Genomic DNA, 23001 nt, shown 5'->3' with positions numbered 1-23001 from the left:
ATCCGTCGGCTAATGTGTGGATCACGCCGAGGGGCCAGACCGCAGGTCAAAGCCTCCAAGGTCGTGCGGGTGTAGTTCAGTAGCAGAACATCCCTCTTCCAGAGGGAAGGCGCAGTGTGCGATCCCTGTCACCCGCTCTGCATCACTTCCGGACCACTGCTGTGGATCGGGTAGAGTGATGCACGCATCGCCTCAAGGCAATGCAGTGCATGCGGACGTAGCTCAGTTGGTAGAGCACCACCTTGCCAAGGTGGATGTCGCGCGTTCGAGTCGCGTCGTCCGCTCTGTATGTAGAAGGCCCCGATCATTGCGATCGGGGCCTTCTTCGTGTTTCCCCCGACTTCGACAGGGCCTGGGGCGCCAGGCCTGCTGACAAATGTCATCGGCGGCGGTGACAGCGCGCACTGCCGGCCCGGCGCCGGCGCCGCGAGCCTTGGAACATGACTGAGACCGTGATCGAAGCCGAGGGCCTGCGCCGCGGCTACGCAGGTGGGTTCGAGGCCGTACGGGGCGTCTCCTTCTCCGTGGCCCGGGGCGAGATCTTCGCCCTGCTCGGCACCAACGGCGCGGGCAAGACCTCCACCGTCGAACTGCTGGAGGGGCTGGCCGCGCCGAGCGAGGGCCGGGTACGCGTCTTCGGGCTCGATCCGTACACACGGCGGGCCGAGGTCCGCCCGCGCACCGGGGTCATGCTCCAGGAGGGCGGTTTCCCCTCCGACCTGACGGTGACCGAGACCGTCCGGATGTGGGGCGGGGTCACCACGGGCGCCCGCCCGGCGGCGGAGGTGCTGGAACTGGTCGGCCTGGCCGCGCGGTCCTCCGTACGCGTCAAACAGCTGTCCGGCGGTGAACGGCGGCGCCTGGACCTGGCGCTGGCCCTGCTCGGCCGGCCCGAGGTGCTCTTCCTGGACGAACCGACCACCGGAATGGACCCGGAGGGGCGCCGGGACACCTGGGCGCTCGTACGGGAGCTGCGCGCGCAGGGCACCACGGTGCTGCTGACCACGCACTACCTGGAGGAGGCCGAGGAGCTCGCGGACCGGCTCGCCATCCTCCACGAGGGGGAACTCGTGCTCTCCGGCAGCCCGGCCGAGGTGACCGCCACCCGGCCGGCCCGGATCCGCTTCACCCTGCCGGCCGGGGTGCCCGCGGCCCGGCTCCCGCTGGCGCTGTGCGCGGCGGCCTACGGGCAGCGCGTGGAGATCCGTACCGAACACCTCCAGGCCGACCTGGCCGAACTGCTTGGCTGGGCCCGGGAGTGCGGCGTGGAACTGTCCGGGCTCGACGCCCGGTCCGCCTCCCTGGAGGAGGCCTTCCTGGAGATCGCGGAGAACCGCCGCACCGCGGGTGGCACCCGCACCGAGGACGACGCGAAGGCGGGGACCCGATGACCATGCTCACCCTGAACCCCGGCCGGCTCACCGCGCTCGGCCGCTCGGAGCTCACCCTGCTGGTGCGCAACCGGGCGGCGCTCAGCCTGGCCGTCCTGATGCCCCTGCTGATGGTGTTCATCCTGCGCTCCTCGCTGAGCGGGGCCGAGGGCGCCGAGGCGGTCGGCGTGGCGACCCTGACGGGCGGGATCGGCATGGTGCTGATCCTCGTCGTCCACATGAACCTGGTGTCCGCCTACGTCGCCCGGCGCGAGGAGCTCGTCCTCAAGCGGCTCCGGACGGGCGAGGCGAACGACCTGGAGATCCTCGCCGGGACCGCCCTGCCCGCCGCCGTCCTGGCGCTCGGGCAGATCGTCGTCCTTGCCGTGGCCGGAGCGGCCGTCCTGGACGTGCCCATGCCGCGCAACCCCCTGCTGCTCGTGGTGGCCGTCCTCGCGGGCATCGTGGTGCTGGCCGGGCTGTCCGCGCTGACCAGTTCCGTCACCCGCACCGTGGAGACGGCGGGCCTCACCACGCTGCCGCTGTTCCTGGCGACCGCGCTCGGCTCGGGGCTGTTCCTCCCGGCGGACACGCTCCCGGACGTGGTGGCCTCGGCGTGCGAACTGCTGCCGCTGAGCGGGGTGATGACCCTCGTACGGGCCGGGTGGAGCGGCGCGGGGGACGCGGACCTGGTGGGAGCCTCCCTGGTCACGCTGGCCTGGACGGTGAACTCCGTGTTTGCTGTTCCGCGGTGGTTCCGCTGGGAACCGCGCCGGTAGAGCGAGTCGGGGGACGGGGAACGTGTCGAATATGACGGGGTGGTGGAAGAACCGCAGCAGTGCGGGGAAGGTCGAGCTGTACACGCGGTGGTCGTTCCACCTGTTCGTGCTCATCGAGATCACGTCGTTCGGGCTGCCGGTGATGGCCTCCGCCGCCGAGAAGTCCTCCGACCTGGCGCTGCCCTTCTCCCTCTTCCTGCTGCTGTGCGCCCATGCGGTGCTGTGCGGGGTGCTCTCCTCCACGGCGCTCACCTGGGTGGTGGGGCGGCGCGAACGCCCCACCCGGCTGGCGGTGACCACGGCCTCCCTGACGGCCGCGGCCGTCCTGGGTGTCCTCGCCCTGAAGGCGGCCGGGAAGATCGGCGTGCCGACGATCGCTCCGACGCTGGTCACGGGGCTCACCTGCTTCACCGCCGGATCGCTGGTGCTCTGCATGCGATCGGTGCGGAGCATGCGGTATGTCGCCCCGGCCGCGGCGGCCGGGACGGGAGTGACCGTCCTCGCCCTGGGCCTGCCGGCCGCACATGCTCTGGGGTACTGCGTCGGGGTGCTGGCGGGCTGCCTGTTCTTCAGCGCCACCTGCGGGTTCTCGGCCTGGCTGCTGAGGATCGTCCACGAGCTCGACCGGGCCCGCGAGGACCAGGCGCGGCTCGCGGTGGCGGAGGAACGCCTGCGGTTCGGACGTGACCTGCACGATGTGATGGGCCGCAACCTGGCGGTGATCGCGCTCAAGAGCGAGCTGGCGATACAGCTGGCCCGGCGCGAACGGCCGGAGGCGGTGGAGCAGATGATCGAGGTGCAGCGGATCGCCCAGGAGTCCCAGCGGGAGGTGCGGGACGTGGTGCGGGGCTACCGGGAGGCGGACCTCTCGGTGGAACTGGAGGGCGCGCGCGGGGTGCTCAGCGCGGCCGGAATGGACTGCCGTGTGGACTTCCGTGCCCCGCGGGGCACGGAGCTGCCGGCCGAGGTCCAGTCGGCCCTCGGCTGGGTGGTGCGGGAGGCGACGACGAACATCCTGCGGCACGGGGACGCACACCGCTGCCTGATCCGGCTGACCGCCGCGGAGGCGGGCTCCGTGACGCTGGTGGTGGAGAACGACGGGGCGCCCGAGGCCCCGGCCGGGCCGCCGGGCTCGGGGCTGGCCGGGCTGCGGGAACGACTCGCGGCCCTGGACGGGACGTTGCAGGCGGGGCTGGTCGGCGACGGCCGCTTCCGGCTGCTGGCGGAGATCCCGGACCGACGACTGCAAGGACTGGAGGTGCGGGCGTGAGTCCCGTACGCGTACTGCTCGCCGATGACGAGCATCTGATCCGGGGCGCGTTGGCGGCGCTGCTCGCGCTGGAGGACGACCTGCTCGTCGTCGCGGAGGCGGCCTCGGGCCCCGAGGCACTGGCGATGGCGCGGGCCCACCGGCCGGACGTGGCGGTGCTGGACCTGCAGATGCCGGGGGCGGACGGTGTGAGTGTCGCCACATCCCTGCGGGCCGAACTGCCCGGCTGCAAGACCATGATCGTGACCAGTCACGGCCGTCCCGGGCATCTGAAGAGGGCCCTGGCGGCGGGGGTGCGGGCCTTCGCCCCGAAGACCGTTTCGGCGCAGCGGCTGGCCGAGCTGATCCGGACCGTGCACGCCGGAGGGCGCTATGTGGACCCGGAGTTGGCGGCCGACGCGATCAGCGCGGGGGACTCGCCGCTGACCGCGCGGGAGGCGGAAGTGCTCGAACTCGCGGCGGACGGGGCACCGATCGCGGAGATCGCGGAGCGGGCCTCGCTGTCGCAGGGGACGGTACGGAACTACCTGTCCTCGGCGGCGACGAAGCTGGGCGCGGAGAACCGGCACACGGCAGTGCGTCTCGCACGCGAGCGAGGTTGGGTATAGTAGCTCTCGCGTTACGGCGCACCTGCGGACATAGCTCAGTTGGTAGAGCACCACCTTGCCAAGGTGGATGTCGCGCGTTCGAGTCGCGTTGTCCGCTCTGTAACGAAGAAGCCCCCCGGTCCTCGAACCGGGGGGCTTCTCTCATCTCTGCGTCCCTGCGTCTCTACGTCTCTACGACCAGGACTGGCCGGTGAGGCGCTCGAAGGCCTCGATGTACTTGGCGCGGGTCCGGGCGACGACCTCCTCCGGCAGGGCCGGCGGCGGGAGCTCGCCCTTGCGGTCCCAGCCGGACTCGGGGGAGGCCAGCCAGTCGCGGACGTACTGCTTGTCGAAGGAGGGCTGCGAGCGGCCCGGCTCCCACGCGTCGGCCGGCCAGAAGCGGGAGGAGTCCGGGGTCAGCACCTCGTCGGCGGCTACCAGGGTGCCGTCCTCCGGGTCGAAACCGAACTCGAACTTGGTGTCCGCCAGGATGATCCCGCGCTCGCGCGCGATCTCCCTGGCGCGGCTGTACACGGCGAGAGTGGTCTGGCGCAGCAGCGCCGCCGTCTCGGCGCCGGCGGTGCGCGCGACCTCCTCGTAGGAGACGTTCTCGTCGTGCTCGCCGACGGCGGCTTTGGCGGCCGGGGTGAAGATCGGGGCGGGCAGCTCGGAGCCGTCCACGAGCCCCTCGGGGAGGGCGAGCCCGCAGACCGTGCGGGTCTGGTCGTACTCGACGAGGCCGGAGCCGGTGAGGTAGCCGCGGGCCACGCACTCGACCGGGACCATGTCGAGGTTCTTGCAGATCAGGGTGCGGCCGGCCCAGTCGGCGGGGGCGCCGGCGGGCAGGTCGGTGGAGATGACGTGGTTCGGTACGAGGTCCGCGAGCTGGTCGAACCACCACAGGGAGAGCTGCGTCAGGACGCGGCCCTTGTCCGGGATCTCGGTGGGCAGCACCCAGTCGAAGGCGGACATGCGGTCGCTGGCGACCATGACGAGGCGGCCGTCCTCGTCACGGTAGAGGTCGCGCACCTTGCCGGTGTGGAGGTGGACGAGGCCCGGAACCTGAACCGGCTCGGGCTTTTCGACGAATCCGGACACGGGGTCTCCCTGTGGTTCTGTATGAAGCGCACCCCGATTCTCGCGCACCTGTGTCCCCTCCCGTGGACAGGGGTCCGCGCCGCGGGCCGGTCGCGGCGTCGATCGCCGGCCGGTCGCGGGCCGGTCGCGGGGTCAGTCGCGGGCCGGTCGCGGGGTCAGTCGCGGGCCGGTCGCGGGGTCAGTCGTGCTTGCAGATCCGGTCGAGGAGATTGGCCGTGGCCCGCTGCACGCGCTCGTCGACGTGGCCGGGGCGGTCGAGGGCCGGGGACCAGGCGAAGGTGCCGGAGGCGAAGACCAGCGCGCCGCTGGGCGCCCGGTAGAGGGAGGTCTCCTGGTGGCGGCGGTGGCCCTCGCTGTCGAGGTACGGGGAGTGCGCCAGCAGGATCCGGTCCTGGTGCTCGGGGAGCTGGGTGCGCGGGAAGTAGCGGTCGGCCTCACCCGCGACCAGGCCGGGCAGCTCGTCGTTCTCGCCCGCGCCGGTGGAGTCCCAGAGCCAGTGGGTGGCATTGCGCACGATCAGGGGCGCGGGTTCGGGGACCCGGCCCGCGTACTGGATGCCGAGCAGCTGCTGCTCCGGGCGGTCGACCTCGCGCCACAGGCTGGGGCGGCCCGGGCCGCGCCGTTTTCGGCAGGTGAGGAGCCGGTCGTCGACCCCGGAGGGCGACGGGCCGAGCTCGACCTGCCAGTACATGGTGTTGGCGGAGAGGAAGACGAGCGAGGTGCCGTGCCGGCGGGCGCGCTCGACGGTGCGGCGCATGGGGGCCGACCAGTACTCGTCGTGGCCGGGGAAGACCAGGCCGCGGTAGCGGGTGGGGTCGACGCGGCCGGCGTGCAGGTCGCGGGTGTCGGCGTAGGCGATGTCGTAGCCGTAGCGCTCGGCCCAGCGGATGAAGTCGTAGGCGTGGCCGACGTGCAGGGGCAGGCCCGCGCCGGCGTAGGGGCGGTCGAAGGAAACGGTGACGGCGGCGTCCTGCTCGCCGAGCAGCCGGCCCTCCTCGTCCCAGGCGTGGTAGAGGCTGGCGCCGCTGCGGCCGTCCTCCGGATAGAGGTTGTAGGCCTGCCAGGTGATGTCGGGGAGCAGGAGCAGGAGGTCGGCGGGGTGGTCGTCGCGGACCGTGAAGGGGATGTGGGAGCGGTAGCCGTCGGCGGTGGTGAGCACGGCGACGTACGCGCCGACGCTCCAGTAGGAGGGGACCTGCAGGCGCCAGGACAGCCACCAGTGGTGGCAGGAGACGGTGCGGTCGGCGGCGAGCGGGGCCGGCTGGACGATGCCGGAGAGCCGGGGGCTGGTGGTGATCTTGGAGGCTCCGTCGCCGCCGTAGTGGCCGATCCGGTAGACGTCGACGGAGAACTGCTGGGGCGGGTCGACGGTGATGTGGAAGTCGATGGCCTCGCCGGGGGTGACGGCGCCGGTGGAGGCGAAGCCCTTGATCTGGCGGTGCACGTCGTCGGCGGTGCGGGGACCGCCGTTGCCTCGGGCGCGGGGGATCTGGCCGGTGCCGGCCGCCGCGGCGGCCGGGTCCACGTACCAGGGCATGACCTGGCCGGTGTCGTCGAAGTAGAGCTCACTGCCCCGGAACCAGGGCAGGGGGCCCTGTCCGAAGGGGTCGTTCACCGCGTGCGCGAGCGCACCTGATTCCCAACGCCGGATCTGGTCCGCACCCATGACCGCTCCCCTCCCTCGCTCCCCCGAACGGGCGTACATCGCTTCGGCGCGCGGCTCCTGGCTGAGCTGAGACGGTATTTCTCGGCACCCGCTTCGGAGCACCCAGCCGCGACCGGTCCCAGCACATCACATAACGCACGCAGTCCGTCACTGTTCGTCGCGAATTGACGGGAACGGAACATTGACATCCGGTTTTCCGTACGAGCCGTAGCCCTCCCGGGGGCCGTCCCCGACCCGCCTCAGACCAGGCGGACCGGCTTCTCCGGGCGGACGCCGAGGGCCGAGAGCCAGTCCCGCAGCGGTTCCGGGTTCCCCTCCTCGACCAGGCACAGCACGCGCGGCGCCAGGTCGGAGCGGCGGTCGCCGCCCACCAGCAGGACCGGCCCGTCGAGCCAGTCCAGCCCGGGGGTGGCCCCGGCCGAGTCCACGGCCGCGCAGCACACCATCGCCGTGACGTGGTCGGCCAGCAGGTCCCGGCCGCTGCGCGGCGGCTGGAGCGGGAACAGCGGTACGGCGTCCGCGCCGCGCGCCTTCCCGGCCCCGGCGGCCGGTCCGGCGGCGCGCTCCTCGCGGGCCAGCTCCCCGGTGATCCGGCCGGCCAGCGCCTCGCCGGCCGCGCCCTCGCCGCCGAGGTCGGTGAGGTAGCCCAGCACCCGCTCCAGGGTGGGCCCGGCGAAGGCATCCGCGGTGGCGGAAGGGGAGTCGGCGGCCGCGAGCGTGGCGGGGCCCGCAGCTCCGGCCGCTCCTGAGGCGCCCGAAGAGCCGGGGCGGGCCGTGGCCCCGGTGGAGCCGTTCGGGGCGGCAGAGGGGGCCGGAGCGGCCGGTGCGGGGGATCCCGAAGGGCCCTCGGGCAGCCCCGTCGGGACGGCCAGGGCGTCCAGCGCCGCGTGCAGGCGGGCCGCCTCCGTCCGCCACTTGCGGTCCACGACCTCCTCCGGGTACGCCGCCCAGTCCACCGGGGACCAGTCCGGACCGGCCTCGGCCGGACCTCCGTGGAAGAGCCGCGCGGCCAGCAGCGAGGTCGCCTCGTCGATCAGCCCGGGCTGCTCCAGCAGGTCGCAGGCGGGGCGCTCGCCCAGCCGCGAGGTGAACCCGTCGGCCAGCCGGTCCCGCCGGGACAGCTCGGTCAGCGCGGAGACCACCCCGGCGTCGAGATGCGCCGGCCAGCGGCCCATCCGCCAGGCGGGCAGCGCGACCCGGGTCAGCAGCCGGTCCCAGCCCGCGTAGGCGAGGCCGACCTGCTCCTGGGCGACGATGCGCAGCCCGTAGTCCACACCCTGTGCACGCTCCGAGGCGGCCGCGGCCACCCCGCGCTCCATCTCGGCGGCGTCCGTCCGGCACAGCCGCAGCAGCAGCCGGGCCGGCGGGGCGATCCAGCCGAGGCCGCGCCGGCTGCCCACGTCCACGGCCGCGTCCAGGCCGCGCACGAAGCCGCGCGCGTCGGCTATGTCCGGGTGCGCGGAAGGGCCCGTACCGGCGACGACGGGCGCGAGGACCGCCCGCAGCTCCGCGACCCGCATCCACCACAGGAAGGGCGAGCCGATCACCAGCACCGGGGCGGCGCCCGGCTCGGACTCCGGCCCGACGGGTCCGGGCGCGGCGCCGAAGACGCGGGCGGCGCCGCGGCGGTGGGCCGCGTGGCTGCGGTCCTCCAGCCAGCTGTCGCAGTCCGGCGTCAGGGCTATCGCGGAGGGCGGCGGCACGTCCATCCGGTCGGCCAGGTCCCGCACCAGCCGGTAGAGATCGGGCGCGGCGGCCTCCGAGAGCGGCACCGTCGGCGTCACGGCGGGGCTCGCCCGGAGCACCACCGCGGCGAAGGCACCGCCGACGAGCAGCACGACCGCGGCGACCGCGCACACGACGAGGGTCACCGTGGGCCAGGGATCACCGGCCAGCCGGCCCGTCGCCCGGGCGGCCACCAGGACCACCGCGAGGGCGGCGGGCAGCAGCCCGACGGCCAAGACCCTGCTGCGCACGCGCAGCACGGCCAGAGCGCGGGAACGCGCGGACGGTGCGCCCGCTTCCATGATCGAACCGGTTCCGGACACGGCCGGACCTCACCCCCTCTGCCCTGCGGCGACGTTGCTCACTCCCCCACTGTGACACCCGCCACTGACATCGCAATGCCGGTGGGCCAAGTGCCGGAATGCTTGGCATCGCACCCTAGTTGGGGCACGCGCGGCCGTCAGGCAGACCGGGTGACGATCACCCGATGGAATGGCTTTGGGTAAAGGTGGATGCGTTCGAACGCGGCCGGATGCAGTCGCACGCGGACACGCCCGCGGGCCCGGACGCACGAGGTGCGCACCGGGCCCGCGGGTCTGCGGAGCCGCTGGTCAGCGGCCCTCGGCCGCCTTGGCCGCAATATCCGTACGGTGCTGCGAGCCGTCGAGACGGATGCGCGCCACCGCCTTATACGCCTTCGCGCGCGCCTGCGCCAGGTCGGAACCGGTCGCCGTCACCGACAGCACACGGCCGCCGGCGCTGACCACCGCGCCGCCCTCGTGCCGGGTCCCGGCGTGCAGCACGTAGGCGTCCGGCCCGTCCTCGGCGGCCACCTCGGCCAGACCCTCGATCGGGTCCCCGGTGCGGGGGGTCTCGGGGTAGTTGTGGGAGGCGATGACCACCGTGACGGCCGCGTCGTCGCGCCAGACGAGCGGGGGCAGGGCGTCCAGGGTGCCGTTGGCCGCGTTCAGCAGGACACCGGCCAGCGGGGTGCGCAGCCTGGCCAGCACGACCTGGGTCTCGGGGTCGCCGAAGCGCGCGTTGAACTCGATGACCCGGGTACCGCGGCCGGTGATCGCGAGGCCCGCGTAGAGCAGCCCGGAGAAGGGGGTGCCGCGGCGGCGGAGCTCGTCGACGGTCGGCTGGAGGACCAGCTCCATGACCTCGTCGACCAGCTTCGGGTCCGCCCAGGGCAGCGGGGAGTACGCGCCCATGCCGCCCGTGTTGGGGCCCTCGTCGCCGTCCAGGGCGCGCTTGAAGTCCTGCGCCGGCTGGAGCGGGACCACGGTGACGCCGTCGGTGATGGCGAAGAGGGAGACCTCGGGCCCGTCGAGGTACTCCTCGATGACCACCCGGTCGCAGCCGAGCGCGTGCGCGCGGGCGGCGGCCAGGTCCTCGGTGACCACGACGCCCTTGCCGGCGGCGAGGCCGTCGTCCTTGACGACGTACGGGGCGCCGAAGGCGTCGAGGGCCTCGTCCACCTCTTCGGGGGTGGTGCAGACGTAGCTGCGGGCGGTCGGGACCCCGGCCGCGGCCATCACGTCCTTGGCGAAGGCCTTGGAGCCTTCGAGCTGCGCCGCTTCGGCGGACGGGCCGAAGACCGGGATCCCGGCGGCGCGCACGGCGTCGGCGACGCCGGCGACCAGCGGGGCCTCCGGACCGACGACGACCAGCCCGGCTTGGAGTTCGGTGGCGAGAGCGGCGACGGCAGCACCGTCGAGGGCGTCGACCGGGCGGAGCTCGGCCACCTCGGCGATGCCGGCGTTGCCGGGAGCGCAGTACAGCGCGGAGACGTCGGGGTCGAGGGACAGAGAGCGGCACAGGGCATGTTCGCGGGCGCCGCCGCCGATGACGAGGACCTTCACGCTGCTCAGACTAGCCCGGACGGCGCGGCCGCCTTCGTGCGGCCACCCAATCAGGACCGGTCACTCATTTGTGTATTCCTCCACAACGGTGGCTCCGAGCTCGCGCACGATCAGGTCGTGTCCGGTCAGCGCGCTCTCGACGAGGTCGGGATCGTCCTCCTCGGCGAAGTCGTCCTCGGGGGCGACCGGCGGGGGCGCCTGCCGTACGGGGGGCTGCGGGGCCGGAGCCGACTGCTGGGACGGCTGCTGCGGCGTGTACTGCGGGGCGGGCGGGGCCTGCGAGGCGGAAGCCTGCTGCTGCGCCTGGGCCGGCGGCGGGCTGTAGGCGGGGGCGGGCGCGGCCGGGGCCCCGTACGAGGAGCCGTACGAGGAGGTCTGGACCGGGGCCGGGGCTCCGCCGCCGACGACGGCCTCGATCTTCCAGTTGACCTGGAACTGCTCGGCCAGGACCGCCTTCAGGACGTCCTCGCTGCCGCTGCTCGCGAAGTTGTCGCGGGCTCCGGCGTTGGGGAAGCCCAGCTGGAGGGTGGTCCCGTCAAAGCCGGTGACCTGGGCGTTCTGGCTGAGCAGGATCCAGGTGAAGCGGCGGCGGTTCTTGACGGCCTCCAGCACGCCGGGCCACATCGCCTGCACCTGCCCGGCTCCGGCGGCCATGCCGGGGGAGGGCGCGGCGGCCGGGGCGGGGGCGGCGGCCGGGGCGGCGGGCGCGGGAGTGGGAGTGGGAGTGGGGGCCGGGGCGGACGCGGCCGCGCCGGGCCAGGCACCCGCGGCGGGAGCCGCGGCGGCGGCCGGGGCCGCGGCACCGGGCCAGGCACCGGGCGCGCCGCTCCCGGGCTGCGCGGCACCGGGCCAGGCGCCGGGGGTGGGGGCGGGGGCGGCCGGGGCGGGCGTGGGAGCAGGTGCGGGGGCCGGGGCGGCCGGAACCGGCTCGGGAGCCTGCACCGGGGCGGGCGCGGGCGCGGCGGCGCGCGCGGCGGCCGCACCCCCACCGGGACCGGCGGGCGCCATGGCATGCGCCTCGGGCCCGGGCACGTAGCCCATGGCGGGCGCGGCGGCCGGCTGCGCGGCGAAGGCCGCGGCCGCGGGCGGGCCGCTGCGCTCCAGCCGGTCGAGCCGGGCCTGGAAGGACCGCTCGTCGTCGAAGGCGGCGGGCAGCAGCACCCGGGCGCAGATCAGCTCCAGCTGCAGCCGCGGCGAGGTCGCGCCCCGCATCTCGGTGAGCCCGGTGTTGACCAGGTCGGCGGCGCGCGACAGCTCGGCGGCCCCGAACACGGACGCCTGGGCCTGCATCCGCTCCACGACATCGGCGGGGGCGTCGATCAGCCCCTTCTCCCCGGCGTCCGGCACGGCGGCCAGGATCACCAGGTCGCGCAGCCGCTCCAGCAGGTCGGCGACGAACCGGCGCGGGTCGTTGCCCCTCTCGACGACCCGGTCGACGACCTCGAACGCGGCCGCCCCGTCCCCGGCGGCGAAGGCGTCGACGACGGAGTCGAGCAGCGAGCTGTCGGTGTAGCCGAGCAGCGAGGTGGCCATGGCATACGTCACACCGTCGTCGGCGGCGCCGGCGAGCAGCTGGTCCATGACGGACATCGAGTCACGTACGGACCCGGCGCCGGCGCGCACGACCAGCGGCAGCACGCCGTCCTCGACCTGGGCGCCCTCGCGGCCGCAGACCTCGCCCAGGTAGTCCCGCAGGGTGCCGGGCGGCACGAGCCGGAAGGGGTAGTGGTGCGTCCTGGACCGGATGGTCCCGATCACCTTCTCCGGCTCCGTGGTGGCGAAGATGAACTTGAGGTGCTCCGGCGGCTCCTCGACCACCTTCAGCAGGGCGTTGAAGCCCGCCGAGGTGACCATGTGGGCCTCGTCGATGATGTAGATCTTGTAGCGGCTGGACGCCGGCCCGAAGAAGGCCTTCTCGCGCAGGTCACGGGCGTCGTCCACACCACCGTGCGAGGCGGCGTCGATCTCGATGACGTCGATGGACCCCGGCCCGTTCCTGGCCAGGTCCCGGCAGGACTGGCACTCCCCGCAGGGGGTGGGGGTGGGACCCTGCTCACAGTTCAGGCACCGGGCGAGGATGCGCGCGCTGGTGGTCTTGCCGCAGCCGCGCGGCCCGCTGAACAGGTACGCGTGATTGACCCGGTTGTTCCGCAGGGCCTGCATCAGCGGGGCAGTGACATGCTCCTGCCCGATGACCTCGGCGAACGACTCGGGGCGGTAGCGGCGGTACAGCGCAAGGGACGACACGTATACGAGGTTATCCGGGCCCACCGACATCAGCGGCCCGCCGAAGCCCCTGGGGGCATCCCGGACGCCGCCCGGAACGCAAAGCGCCCCCCACGCACCCGCCAGAGCCCACTTACCCTTGCTGCCTTCCGGCCCTGGGGGAGTTGGGTGAGATAGCGCCACGTGAGGGGCTGGCCCCACCCTAGCGGATGAAAGGCCCCGGAATCGAGCCGGACCCCGACCTGCCCTCCGCCCGGCGATCACGTTCGCGAGCACCCCTCAACGTCTTGTATTGTTTGCGGCGGAGGATTCGCCTAGTGGCCTAGGGCGCACGCTTGGAAAGCGTGTTGGGGGCAACCCCTCACGAGTTCGAATCTCGTATCCTCCGCCAGTGCCTCACCGGGCACGATGTCGAAAAGCCCCGCTGCTCGCAGCGGGGCTTTTCGCTTGTCCCGTCTCAGTTTCCGTCTCAGTTGGGGCCTGGAGCCCCCGCGGCGGCACCCCAGAGCGCGTCACCGATCTGCCTGGCGACGTTCTTCAGCATGGGCCCGGTCACGTGCATGTAGCGGGCGCGCATCCGTGCCGACCCGCCCGGCTCCCAGCCCATGATCGCGTCGACCACCACGTCGGGGACCCCGAGCAGCAGAAGCACCGTCCCAGCCGTGTGGCGTGCGTCATGGAGCCGACCGTCCCGGACGCCGGCATCCCCCAGGAGCTTCTTCCAGTGGTGGTAGTCCGTGTTCGGGATGAGGGGCCCACCGGTGGGCTGAGCAAAGACGTACCCCTTGTCCTCCCACTCGTCCCCGGCGTGCTTTCGCTCCCGGCCCTGCTCTTCCTGGTGCTTGCGCAGGAGCTTGATGATCGGCTCGGGCAGGCCGATGGTGCGGCGGCCGGCACGGGACTTGGTGTTCTTGACCTCGCGCCGCATCTCTTTGCGGGCCGGGCAGTACCCCGGCTTCCGGCCACAGCTCTCCCGGCACCCGTGCTCGTACTTCGGGCGCAGGCGGTTCTTCCGGACGCGGATGTACCCAGCGTCCAGGTACACGTCCTCCCACATGAGGCCCAGGGCTTCTCCCTGGCGCAGCCCGAGGGCCAGGGCGATGACCCACCGGGCGCTGTTACGGAGCTTCGACGCTTCCAGGAGCAGGCTCTGAATCTCCTCGATCGTGTACGGCTCGATCTCCTCCTCTTCGAGCCGCGGGGCCTTGGCAATCTCGGCGACGTTCTTCGGGACGTGTCCCCGCCGTACTGCCTCGGTGAGCGCTACCCGGATCGTGCGATGGACATGGTGCGCCGTCCCGGCCGCGCTGCCCTTCTTCTGCATACGAGCGTAGAACTCTTCCAGGTGCTCCGGCTCCAGCCGATCCAGCTTGTGGGCCCCCAGGCCCGGCACCAGGTGGACCCGAACGTCCACCTCGTACCCGTCGTAGCTGTTCTCGCTGACGTACTTCTTCGCGATGTTCTCGACCCAGTGCTCCAGCCAGGTCTTCACGGTCCACTGCTGGCCGATCTTTCGTACGGTCCCCGCCTTGCGCTGCTGCTCCAGAGCGCGCACCGCCTCGGTGACCTCGGCACGTGTCTTGCGCTCGACGTGCCGGCGGTCGGGCTTGCCGTCCGGCCGTACGCCGACGGTCACCCGGCCGTGCCACTTGCCGTCGGTGCCGAGATAGATCGATGACGCGCCGTTGGGCTGGCGGGTGCGCTTCTTCTGCTCTTCCACGTCGTCCTCGTTAAGCCGCGGATGCGGCAGGTCGGTTGGCTTCACGCAGTCGGGCCACGTAGGCGTCCACGGCGTCGGGCGGGATCCTGCGCAGGCGCCCGATGGGCACGGATTCCAGCTCGCCCGTTCCGACAAGCCGGAAGCAAAGGGTTCGACCGATCCGCAGGCGGCGGGCCGCCTCCTCGACGGTCAGCAGGACGAGCGTCGGATCGGCGGTCGGGTCGAGTTGAACCGATTCCATGCACTGCCTCCATTGCCAAGCGTGGCGGGGACTTGGGCCCCTTCTGGGAGTCCGCTACATCCGCTACACCGCTACATCGCAGGTCAGCGGGTGCGTTTGTGTAGCGGAAGGCTTCGATGTAGCGGCTACGCCCCGCTCCGGGGCGCCCTCAGACGAGGGCTGAGGGGCGCGTCGGGCTGCTCTTTGTGAGGCCCGTGAAGGTGGGGGTGTAGCCGCTACATCTGGGGTTGCCGCTACACGAGCACCTGCTGTGAGCTGGGCTGTAGCGGCGTAGCGGATGTAGCGGAGTTCTGCGGCGGGGTGCAGTACCGGGTCCAGGCGTCGTGGAGGTCCACGGCATAGAAGCCCTTGAGGATGCCGCCGGCGGTGCGGATATTGCGGGAGGCGATCGGCTCGTCGGCGCCGGTCCGGTACTCCTTGAGCATCTTCGACAGGCGGCGGGAGTCGAGCGGCTTGCCGTCGATGTCGGCCCAGGGCGCGTCTTCGAGCGCGTTGAGACGGTCGAGGACGGCGATGGTGGGCAGCTTGTCGAGCCCGATCAGGACGTGGTCACGCAGGTCTGTGAGCAGCCGGATCCCCAGGGATGCCTTGTCGTCAACCTGGGAGGCCTTGACCAGTTCGATGCAGGCGGCGCGGGCCCGCTCGGGCCAGTCGCCACCAGCTGCGTCGGCGACGGCGAGGAGGGGTTCCCAGACGTCGGCGGGACGGTCGGTGACACCGTCGGGCATCTTGGGCCACGCGCCCTTGAGCTGGTCGCGGACCTGGTCGGCCCAGACGGCGAGACGGTCGCGGATGGCGTTGCCCTGCTGCTCGTGCGTGCCCAGCCGGTAGGGCTCGACGGACTCGTTGGGGGCGCGGCGCCGCATGCGGATGATGACGGAGCGGGTCAGGATCGTGTCGGGCAGGGAGCCGAGTCCAGCCATGGCCACGGCGCAGTAGGACGGGAAGCCCTGGACCGTCTGGTTGGCGCCGTCTCCCACACACCGGTACATCAGGCGGCCGCGTCGGTGTCCGGCGTTGAGGAAGCCGCGGAGCTGTTCGTTCTCTCCGGCCTTAGGGCCGAACACGGTGTCAATCTCGTCGTAGAGGATCGTGGGCCGTTCGCCCTCGATACCGGCCACGGACCGGAAGAGCGCTGAGGGCGAGGCGTCCACGGCGGCCATCTTGTTCGGCACCAGGGTCTCCATGACCTCAAGCGCCCGCGACTTGCCCGAGCCGGGTTCCGGGGAGAGGAAGGCGATGCGGGGGGTGGAGTCGAAGGCGTCGAGCAGGTGAGCGTGCGCGTCCCACAGGGCGACGGCAACGTACGCGCCCTCCCGGGGAAAGATGTTGAAGCGGCGGTGGAAGGCCTCCACCTCGTCAAGCAGCGCGGCGCCGACGATTGTTGCGGTGGGCGTGGTCGGGTCGCTCATCAGCGGCAATCCCTTCGGAGGGGGCGAGGAGGGGGCAGACGGTGCGGTGTTGTGCGTGGTCCGCGATGAGCGCGAGGGCGCGGGCGCGTCCGGCGGCGAACATGTCGCGGCCGCAGGAGCACCAGGAGCGAACGCTCGGGCTGGCCTCATACGAGGGCGGAGCCACGATGTGGAGCCAGGCCACGGGCCGACGTCCGTCGTCGGCGGGTGGGTCAGGGCGAACAGATGAAAGGACGCCTTCGGCGACGACCTTCAGCGCGCCACTCCCGTCGAGGGCGGGGGTCGGTTCGGCGGAGCGGGGGCCGGTGGTCACGATGCCCTCACCGCCACCGCGTTGAAGCCGTTGGCCACCGCGCGGGCGGCGTACGCCTCGGGCACGCCGACGGCGACGGCCGCGTCGATGATCTGGCGCTCGATGGCCTCCAGGCCGCACGGGCCGGGGCATGCGGTGTGCTGCTTGGCGAGGAAGCGGGCCACGCCGTACGCCGAGCTGCCGGCGCCCTCCTCGCGGCAGGCGGCCACCCTGGCGAGACCACGGATCAGGCCGGTCCGGACGAAGCTGTCGCTGTGGCGGCAGCCGGTCGCGACCGATCGGTCCCAGGTGGCGCGGGCGGGAGACGAAGAGTCCACCTCCCCGCGAAGGGCCGGGGTGGTCTCTTCCTTCACGACCAGCGCGCGGACGGCATCCGGCAGCGCGGTCATGTCACCGGTGCCCGGCCCGTACCAGCGGGCGTAGACCATGAGGGACTTGATGTCGACGCCGGGTCGGACCCCGTTGGCGGACTGCATGGCGCCCCGGTAGATCCAGTGCTCCCCACGCGTCGTCGGCACGGTCCTGGTCGCCGGGAGTGTCTGGCGGGCCCAGGTGACGGCGTCGGCGTTGTCGAGGTCCACGACCGTGAAGCCGCCCCCGCCGGGGTGGTAGGCGACCGCTCCAGCCTGCTGCCAGGCCCGCGCCCACACCCGGGACGTAAGGACGGCCGGGTCGGTGGTTGCGGCGGCCCAGCCATGGCAGGGAGCGGGGCACTGGCAGGGGCCGGCGAACTTCATGTTCGGGCGGTCCCCGCACCGGCAGGGACCGACGCCTTTGCTGCTGGTGCAGGTGCGGCAGTTCCCGAAGGGAAGCTTGCCCTCCCGCAGCGGCAGAACGGGCAGCCCGAATTCGGCGAGCCAGAGCGCGGTACGCAGGTACCCGGTCACGGTGGTCATGCGGCCACCGCCCCGGACAGGGTTCGGGCGAGGAAGGCGCAGCAGAACAGATCGAGTAAGGCGGGCCGGTGGCCCTCTCGCCGGATGTCGGCGGTGTGGGTCATGCTGAAGTCCTCCAGTTCAGTTGGATGTGCTGGTTGACGAGGGCGGCCCCGGACTTTGGCGAGACGGGGGCCGCCCTCGGCGTAGCTAGCGCCCGTGCTTGTGCCGGGCGTCGAGGAGCGCGTAGCGCAAGCCGGACTCGGCGAGCTGTCCGTACGCGAACGCGGCGTCGGGCAGTTCGGCCGCCGCGGTTTCGGCGTCGTGCATGGCGCTGGCTTCGTGGTCGGCGAGGTAGTCCTCGTCGGCGAGGTCGGCGGCGTACTCGTTCGCGGTGTCTGCGGTTTCCATGCGCTGGCGGGCCTGCTCGAACCTCTTGGCCCCGGACCACCCGTCCAGGGCGGGCATGGCGGGCGGAACCGGAGCCAGGCCGTCGGGGATGACGAAGCAGCCGGGGCTCCTCACCGTGAGTTCGACAGCCGTCGGCTGATGGCCGTCGATGACCTGCTGGATGGCCCAGGCGGCGCCGTATCCGTAGCTGAGCGCGGCCGTGGTGAACACCTTCCGCAGGGCCTGTTCGTGGGCCATGTGGAAGGTGGCGAGAACGGCGACCGTGTTGTCGAACGGGTACACGGGCGGCGCGCCGTGGTGGCGGCCGGGGTCGGTCACGGTGCCTTCGAGGGGCCGCAGCCGGAGGTAGTCGTAGTGGTGGGTGGTCACCTGTGCGCCCTGCCAGGCCCGCTGGGCTTCGAGGGCGGCGGCTCCGAGCGCGGTGACGCTGTCGGTGAGGGTCTCGAACCACGGCATCGTGGTGCGGGTCATGGGCTTTCCCCTTAGCGGTTGTTGAGGGTGCCGGTGGCGCGGCCGAACATCCCGGACGCGCTGATGTGCTGGGTGACGTGCTGGACCGGAGCCGCCCCTCGGCCGCCCGTTCCTCGGGCGGTGCGGAGGAGGAGAGGTGCGAGGGCGCCGGCGGCGATGAGGGCGACGGCGGCCCAGAGGGCTTCGGCCATGGCGAGGACTCCGGGTGCGGCGTAGGAGATCCCGAACCCGGCCGCGGCGATCCCGCCGCCGATGGTCGGGGCGAGCAGGGCGGTCGTGCGGGCCCACCGCGGGATCGGCTCCGGCCGGTGGACGGGTTCCGGTTGAGTGGTGGGAGGGTGCTGCGGGTGGGTGTAGGCGAGAGTGCACATCCCGTTGGGGAGGGTGACCCATTCGACGCCGGGCGGGATGTCCGCGGGCAGCAGTACCGGCTGCTGGACGGGGGCGGGGTGGTAAATCGGGTCGCCGTAGCGCAGGGCGGTGATCGTGCGCGGCTGAGTGGGGTCGGAGTGCACAACGGGGTCCCTTCAACGGGGCCCGGTCACCTACGAGAACTGGTAGGTGACCGGGGGCGCGGCTTGTCGTCTGCTTGTCGCCTGGCTTGTCGTGTTGCCTTGTCGTCCGGCTTGTCTTGTCGCTTGTCGCCTCCCAGGTCGAAGCCCGGTTTCCGACCCTGCGGGGCCGGATTCGGGGGTAGGTGACAAGGGGGCGACAAGGGGCCCCGGGTTAGGGCTCGGGGGTGTGGGTGTGGTGGACGTAGCGGGTCTTGGTGCCGGTCCCGATGCGGGTGGCGGTGCCGTCGTCGGCCCATTCCTGGAGCCATCCGCTGATGGTCTGCCGGGTTGTGCCGAACTCGTGGGCGAGGGCTCGGGCGATCGCGGATGCCCCGGTCCCGGCGGGTCCGGCGGCCTGCAGGACGGTGAGGGCTGCGGTGCGGGCGGCGGTGTCCTGCTCCCCGCCGAGCGCGGACAGGTTCAACCCACCCCCGCCCCCGCGCGGTGTCGCGGGCGGTTCCGTTTCCGGGCTCGTGGTGGGGAAGGCTGCGTCGATCTGCCGCCGGAACTCGGCGGCCAGCCGGTCCTCCTCACTCACTCCCGCGGGAGCGGTGGTGTCCCGTAGCGCGGAGAGGGCCAGCCCGCCGGCGGCCGCTCCGCCTGTCGCCGGCGCGGATGCCGGCGGGGTCATGTCGTGGGTGTCGGTGATCCAGGCGGTGCGGTTGTGGTCCCAGCGGCGGGCGTAGTCCGGCCCGGCGGCCTTGGCGCTGATGTCGTCCAACCGGGGGTGGCGGTCGCTGGTGGCGTGGACGATGTCGCGGATCTGTGCGGGCTTGATCCGCCAGGCCTTGAACAGGCCCGGCGACGATTCCGGGGTCCCGAAGAACCCGGACCCCTTGTACGGGGCCTGTTCGACCCGTAGGCCGGGGGCGCCGGGGAACAGCTTGGCCAGGTCCATGCCTTCCTTCTCGCCGCCGGTCAGGGCGACGCGGACCTTGGCCTCACGGCGGATCATCAGGTTCCCCAGGACCGAACCGGTGGCGCCGAGGGCGGTCAGGACGGTGCGCAGGGCCATGGCGCGGGAGATCCGGATGACTTCGAGGATCTTCTCGGCGAGGCGGCGCATCTCGCGGTCGGCGCTGGCGAGGATCTCCGCGCCCTCGTCGATGATCAGGATGATCTGGGGGAGGTTCGGGCTGACGGGGAGGAGATCGGTGTTGGCGTCGGCCATGAGCTGTTGGTAGGCGACCTTGCGGCGTTTGGCGATCGCGATTGCCGCGTCCAGCATCAGGTGGGCCTCTTCCGGGGTGGAGGCGAGCCAGTCGATCCCCGGCCGCACCGCTGTGCCCTCGGCCCCGGTGAGGGCGGGACGGACCCAGGGCAGGCCCGCTGATCCGGCGTTGAGGTCGATGACCCACGGGAGGATGTCCGTGGCCCGGGCCATCGAGGCGATGACCTGGTGGACCCAGTTCGTCTTGCCGGATCCGGTGGGGCCGGCCGCGAGGGCGCACTGCTCGCGCAGGAACGCGTTCACCGGCCGTCCGTCTGTGCGGACCCCCCAGGGGAGGCCGGTGTGGATGGACAGGGGGCCGTAGTCCTCGGGGTAGGGGAGGTCTTCGGCGAGGACGTTGACGGTGGTCACGTCGATCAGGACACGGCCCTGGTCGATGCCCGGGGAGGCGGTGGCGGTGCACCCGTGGGGAAGGCGGGCGTCCGCGGCGAGTCGGGCGGATTCGCGGGCGATGCGGTCGTAGGTGGTGCCGCCGGTGGGGAGTTCGGCGTCGATGCTGAACCCGGTCCCGGTCGGCCACATCTCCACCGCCAGGACATGCAGGGTCACCCCGCACACGCGTTGGATGCGGTCCGCCCACTCGATGGCGATGGAGCGGCGTTCGGCGGACAGTTCCCGGGCGATCTGCGCGGCCGCTTCCTCCATCGCGACGTTCTCGCGGGCCTCCTCGTACAGCCCGACGGAGCGGGCCGCGGCGGCCATGCCGACGCCGAGCGTGGCGAGGGAGCCGAGGGCGGTCCAGGACAGCGGGGTGGTGGCAGTGGCCCAGGTGGTCCAGCCTCCGGCGAGGAGCCAGGAGGAGGCGCGCGCTCCGAGGGTGCGTCCGGCGAGGCGTTGGCGCAGTCCGGCGGCGGTGTGGCCGATGGCGCCGGCGGTGGCGGCGGCGAGGGCCCAGGCGGGCGGCATGTGGGTGGCGGCGCCGATGGCGGCCACAGCGTAGGAGCCGGTGGTGGCGGAGAGGGCGCCGGTCACGGGTCCGTGACCGGCCGCCCAGTCCAGCGGCACCCCAGTCTTGTTCTTGGGGGTGGTGGCCATGATTTAGACGTTCCAGCCCTTCTCGGCCTCGTGGCCGTTGCGGGGGTCCTCGTGGCGGGCGATGTCGGCCTCGTGGACGCGGCGGAAGATCGTCCCCATCTCGTCCGTGAGGGAGGAGGCGGCCATGACCGCGCCGAACGCGTCGCGGAACGTCTCGGCGACGGCCTTGTCGAGGGGGAACTCGGTGTCGGAGCGCTCGGCGAGGATCTTCATGACGTTCGCCACCGACTCCAGGGCCTGGGGCAGGCCCTCGATCATGGCGAGGATCTCCATCGCGGACTCGGGCTCGTAGGACTGGGCGGCCTGCTCCATCTCCGCGGCCAGCTCCTCGAAGCGGAAACCGTTCGTGCTCGTGCTCACAGCGCCTCCAGGGGCGGTCGTGGTGATGGCCGGTGCGGCAGCAGGTGGGGTGGTGGCGTCGGGACGCTGGACGCGGTCCCCGACGGTGGTCTCGTTCTCGGACTCCTCGGCCGCGGCCTGCTCCTCGGCCGCGGCCTGCTCCTCGGCCGCCTGCTCGGCGCCCTCGCGCTCGGCGCGGATCGCCGCGTCCCGGGTCTCCCGGGCGGTGCGGGCGCGTTCGGTGAGCCTGGCCAGGAGGCGCCGGCCTGGGTGGATGAGCCAGGCCCAGCCGAGCTTGCGGCCCAGCGGGCTGGTCACCATCCCGAGGACACCGACGGCCCCCGCGAGGAGCGCACCTGCGGCCCGGCGGGCGTGGAAGCGAGCGGCGGAGCGGAGCAGGGCCCGGCGTGCAGCCTGCTGGGCGGGCCGCTTCAACGCGGCGACCCTCTTCGCACGGGCCGCCGCCCTGATGGACTGCTCAGCGGCCTTGACCTGCCCGGCGGCCTGCCGGTCCGATGCCGACCGGCCCGCAGCCACCGCCTTGCCCCGCAGGCTCGCGGCGCCGCTGCGGACCTTGCCCGCGGCCTTGGTGGCCGTACCCGCCGGGCGGCCGCCGGCGGCGGGGCTCTTGCGAGTGGTGCTGTTGTGGCCCGAGGGGGCGGACAGCTTGGCCGGTCCGCCCCGTGCAGTGCCGGTGTGGGCGGCAGCGGCCTTGGCCGTGCGGCGAGCGTCGGCAACCTGGCGGCGTGCGGCCGTGCTCTCGGTACGGCGAGCGGCCCGTGACGGCGCCGCTCGTCCGGCCGCCGCCCGCAGCGCTGCCGCCTGTCCCACCTTGTGGCCGCCCGGGACTCGGGCCAGGAGACCCGAACCCGCACGGCCAGCGGCGGATTTCGTCTGGCCGGATGCCCGACCGGCGACGGCAGCACGACGGCTGCTCCTTGAGGACGGTCGTCCGGCGGCCCGGGTGGGCTGGGAGGGGATCCGTCCGGCAGACGGACCGGGCGTACGGCCCGCGGCCGCAGACTTGCCGCCCTTGGTGCGGGGGGTGTTCTTGCGGGTGTGGGTGGCGGTTGCGGCGAGGACCAGCGCGCCGGTCATGGCGAGCGCGGCGGCGATCGGCCCGCCGATCAGCGCGGCCGAACCGACCACGCCGGCCGCACTGTTCGCACCGGCCAGGGAAAGCGGGACGACCGGCCAGCCGCCCGCCGTGTGGTCCAGGGGCTTCTGGCCTGTGGTGGTTGCGGGGGTGGGCGGCGCGGGGGCCGCGGTCCCGGGTGGGGCTGTCGGAGCGCTGAGGGTTTCCGTCATGCTGAACGTGCCTCCAAGAGGTGGAGGGGCCCGGCCGGATCTGTGGTGGAGAGGGCCGGGCCCCCGTGCATCAGGGGTGGGTGTTCAGGCGCAGGTGTTGCAGACGCCCAGGTGGGCGGGGAGCACGTAGCCCGCATCCCGCCCGCAGGACGGGCACATGCGGCGGGCCGTGTTGGCCTTGGCCAGCGCCGCACAGCGGGCCGGGGTCATCGGCCGGACAGGCTTGGCCAGGTCGAGCCGGTAGAGGTAGGCGACCAGCGGGCCGCGCCGGCGGCGCGGGCGCTCCAGCTGGGCGGCGACGTCCTGCCCGCCGGGCCGCAGCCCGAGCGAGCGGAGCTGACGGCGGGTGGCCAGACCATCCGGGGCCAGGCGCCATCGGTAGACGGGCAGCGTGGCCATCAGCGGAGGCAGTGGTAGGAGGCCCGGCAGCTCGTGGCGTGCCAGTTGGCGGAGTCACGGGTCAGGTGAAGGCTGAAGCCGTAGTCGGTGTCACCGCAGCCGTGGC

Annotated in this window: 18 protein-coding genes, 4 tRNA genes and 1 other RNA gene; 8 read left to right on the top strand and 15 right to left on the bottom strand. The window is 72.8% G+C overall.

Going from position 1 to position 23001, the window contains the following annotated elements:
- Nucleotides 1-65: 65 nt before the first annotated feature.
- The 7 genes from ACFY04_RS38710 (at nucleotide 66) to ACFY04_RS38680 (ending at nucleotide 4124) form a co-directional block, all read left to right on the top strand.
- A tRNA-Gly gene (locus ACFY04_RS38710) sits at nucleotides 66-137 on the top strand.
- Nucleotides 138-211: 74 nt separating this feature from the next.
- A tRNA-Gly gene (locus ACFY04_RS38705) sits at nucleotides 212-284 on the top strand.
- Nucleotides 285-440: 156 nt separating this feature from the next.
- Nucleotides 441-1391 carry an ABC transporter ATP-binding protein gene (locus tag ACFY04_RS38700; RefSeq protein ID WP_389124768.1) on the top strand — a complete coding sequence of 317 codons (951 nt, stop codon included), beginning with the start codon at nucleotides 441-443 and terminating at the stop codon, nucleotides 1389-1391.
- Complete coding sequence (locus tag ACFY04_RS38695) at nucleotides 1388-2149, top strand: ABC transporter permease (RefSeq protein WP_389124766.1); 762 nt, start codon at nucleotides 1388-1390, stop codon at nucleotides 2147-2149. The genes ACFY04_RS38700 and ACFY04_RS38695 overlap by 4 nt, the downstream gene beginning before the upstream one ends.
- A gap of 31 nt (nucleotides 2150-2180) precedes the next feature.
- Entirely contained in the window at nucleotides 2181-3419 is a 1239-nt protein-coding gene (locus ACFY04_RS38690) for a sensor histidine kinase (protein ID WP_389124860.1), read from the top strand.
- Nucleotides 3416-4027 carry a response regulator transcription factor gene (locus tag ACFY04_RS38685; protein WP_030009443.1) on the top strand — a complete coding sequence of 204 codons (612 nt, stop codon included), beginning with the start codon at nucleotides 3416-3418 and terminating at the stop codon, nucleotides 4025-4027. The genes ACFY04_RS38690 and ACFY04_RS38685 overlap by 4 nt, the downstream gene beginning before the upstream one ends.
- Before the next feature lie 24 nt (nucleotides 4028-4051).
- Nucleotides 4052-4124: transfer RNA gene (locus ACFY04_RS38680), tRNA-Gly, on the top strand.
- Between the two features lie 74 nt (nucleotides 4125-4198).
- Here ACFY04_RS38680 and ACFY04_RS38675 read toward each other — a convergent pair.
- From ACFY04_RS38675 to ffs, 6 genes are all read right to left on the bottom strand, one after another.
- The gene (locus tag ACFY04_RS38675; RefSeq protein WP_389124762.1) at nucleotides 4199-5104 is read right to left on the bottom strand and encodes a phosphoribosylaminoimidazolesuccinocarboxamide synthase; all 906 of its coding nucleotides are present in this window, start codon (nucleotides 5102-5104) and stop codon (nucleotides 4199-4201) included.
- Between the two features lie 178 nt (nucleotides 5105-5282).
- A complete protein-coding gene (locus ACFY04_RS38670) occupies nucleotides 5283-6770 on the bottom strand; it encodes a N,N-dimethylformamidase beta subunit family domain-containing protein (RefSeq protein WP_373043978.1) in 1488 nt (495 codons plus the stop codon).
- Between the two features lie 239 nt (nucleotides 6771-7009).
- Nucleotides 7010-8797, bottom strand: a complete 1788-nt coding sequence (locus ACFY04_RS38665; RefSeq protein WP_389124857.1) for a hypothetical protein — start codon at nucleotides 8795-8797, stop codon at nucleotides 7010-7012.
- 309 nt (nucleotides 8798-9106) lie between these two features.
- The gene (gene purD / locus ACFY04_RS38660) at nucleotides 9107-10360 is read right to left on the bottom strand and encodes a phosphoribosylamine--glycine ligase (RefSeq protein ID WP_389124760.1); all 1254 of its coding nucleotides are present in this window, start codon (nucleotides 10358-10360) and stop codon (nucleotides 9107-9109) included.
- 60 nt (nucleotides 10361-10420) lie between these two features.
- Nucleotides 10421-12607, bottom strand: coding sequence for a DNA polymerase III subunit gamma and tau (locus ACFY04_RS38655; protein ID WP_389124757.1), 2187 nt, complete (start codon nucleotides 12605-12607; stop codon nucleotides 10421-10423).
- Between the two features lie 76 nt (nucleotides 12608-12683).
- Nucleotides 12684-12782, bottom strand: an RNA gene (gene ffs, locus ACFY04_RS38650) — signal recognition particle sRNA small type.
- Nucleotides 12783-12889: 107 nt separating this feature from the next.
- On the opposite strand from ffs, the gene ACFY04_RS38645 reads away from it, so the two are divergent.
- Nucleotides 12890-12977: transfer RNA gene (locus ACFY04_RS38645), tRNA-Ser, on the top strand.
- A gap of 78 nt (nucleotides 12978-13055) precedes the next feature.
- On the opposite strand, the gene ACFY04_RS38640 is transcribed toward ACFY04_RS38645, so the two are convergent.
- The 9 genes from ACFY04_RS38640 to ACFY04_RS38600 form a co-directional block, all read right to left on the bottom strand.
- Nucleotides 13056-14306 carry a tyrosine-type recombinase/integrase gene (locus ACFY04_RS38640; RefSeq protein ID WP_389124755.1) on the bottom strand — a complete coding sequence of 417 codons (1251 nt, stop codon included), beginning with the start codon at nucleotides 14304-14306 and terminating at the stop codon, nucleotides 13056-13058.
- A gap of 10 nt (nucleotides 14307-14316) precedes the next feature.
- Complete coding sequence (locus ACFY04_RS38635; protein WP_389124752.1) at nucleotides 14317-14547, bottom strand: excisionase family DNA-binding protein; 231 nt, start codon at nucleotides 14545-14547, stop codon at nucleotides 14317-14319.
- 233 nt (nucleotides 14548-14780) lie between these two features.
- A complete protein-coding gene (locus ACFY04_RS38630) occupies nucleotides 14781-15959 on the bottom strand; it encodes a DUF3631 domain-containing protein (protein ID WP_389124750.1) in 1179 nt (392 codons plus the stop codon).
- Between the two features lie 309 nt (nucleotides 15960-16268).
- On the bottom strand, nucleotides 16269-17168 hold the full coding sequence (locus tag ACFY04_RS38625) for a bifunctional DNA primase/polymerase (protein WP_389124748.1): 900 nt from the start codon (nucleotides 17166-17168) through the stop codon (nucleotides 16269-16271).
- 189 nt (nucleotides 17169-17357) lie between these two features.
- Entirely contained in the window at nucleotides 17358-18029 is a 672-nt protein-coding gene (locus ACFY04_RS38620; RefSeq protein ID WP_389124745.1) for a hypothetical protein, read from the bottom strand.
- A gap of 11 nt (nucleotides 18030-18040) precedes the next feature.
- Nucleotides 18041-18544 (bottom strand): hypothetical protein, encoded by a 504-nt coding sequence (locus ACFY04_RS38615; protein WP_389124743.1) that lies wholly within the window; start codon nucleotides 18542-18544, stop codon nucleotides 18041-18043.
- Nucleotides 18545-18755: 211 nt separating this feature from the next.
- Entirely contained in the window at nucleotides 18756-20849 is a 2094-nt protein-coding gene (locus tag ACFY04_RS38610) for a hypothetical protein (protein WP_389124740.1), read from the bottom strand.
- Nucleotides 20850-20852: 3 nt separating this feature from the next.
- A complete protein-coding gene (locus ACFY04_RS38605) occupies nucleotides 20853-22496 on the bottom strand; it encodes a hypothetical protein (protein ID WP_389124737.1) in 1644 nt (547 codons plus the stop codon).
- Between the two features lie 84 nt (nucleotides 22497-22580).
- Nucleotides 22581-22895: an RRQRL motif-containing zinc-binding protein gene (locus tag ACFY04_RS38600; protein ID WP_389124734.1), complete on the bottom strand. Its 315-nt coding sequence runs from the start codon at nucleotides 22893-22895 to the stop codon at nucleotides 22581-22583.
- Between the last annotated feature and the right edge of the window lie 106 nt (nucleotides 22896-23001).

It is taken from the genome of Streptomyces sp. NPDC001549 (assembly GCF_042894025.1).
GTDB lineage: Bacteria > Actinomycetota > Actinomycetes > Streptomycetales > Streptomycetaceae > Streptomyces > Streptomyces kutzneri.
The sequence above is the reverse complement of the archived record's forward strand: the minus strand, read 5'-3'. Positions and strand labels throughout refer to the sequence as shown.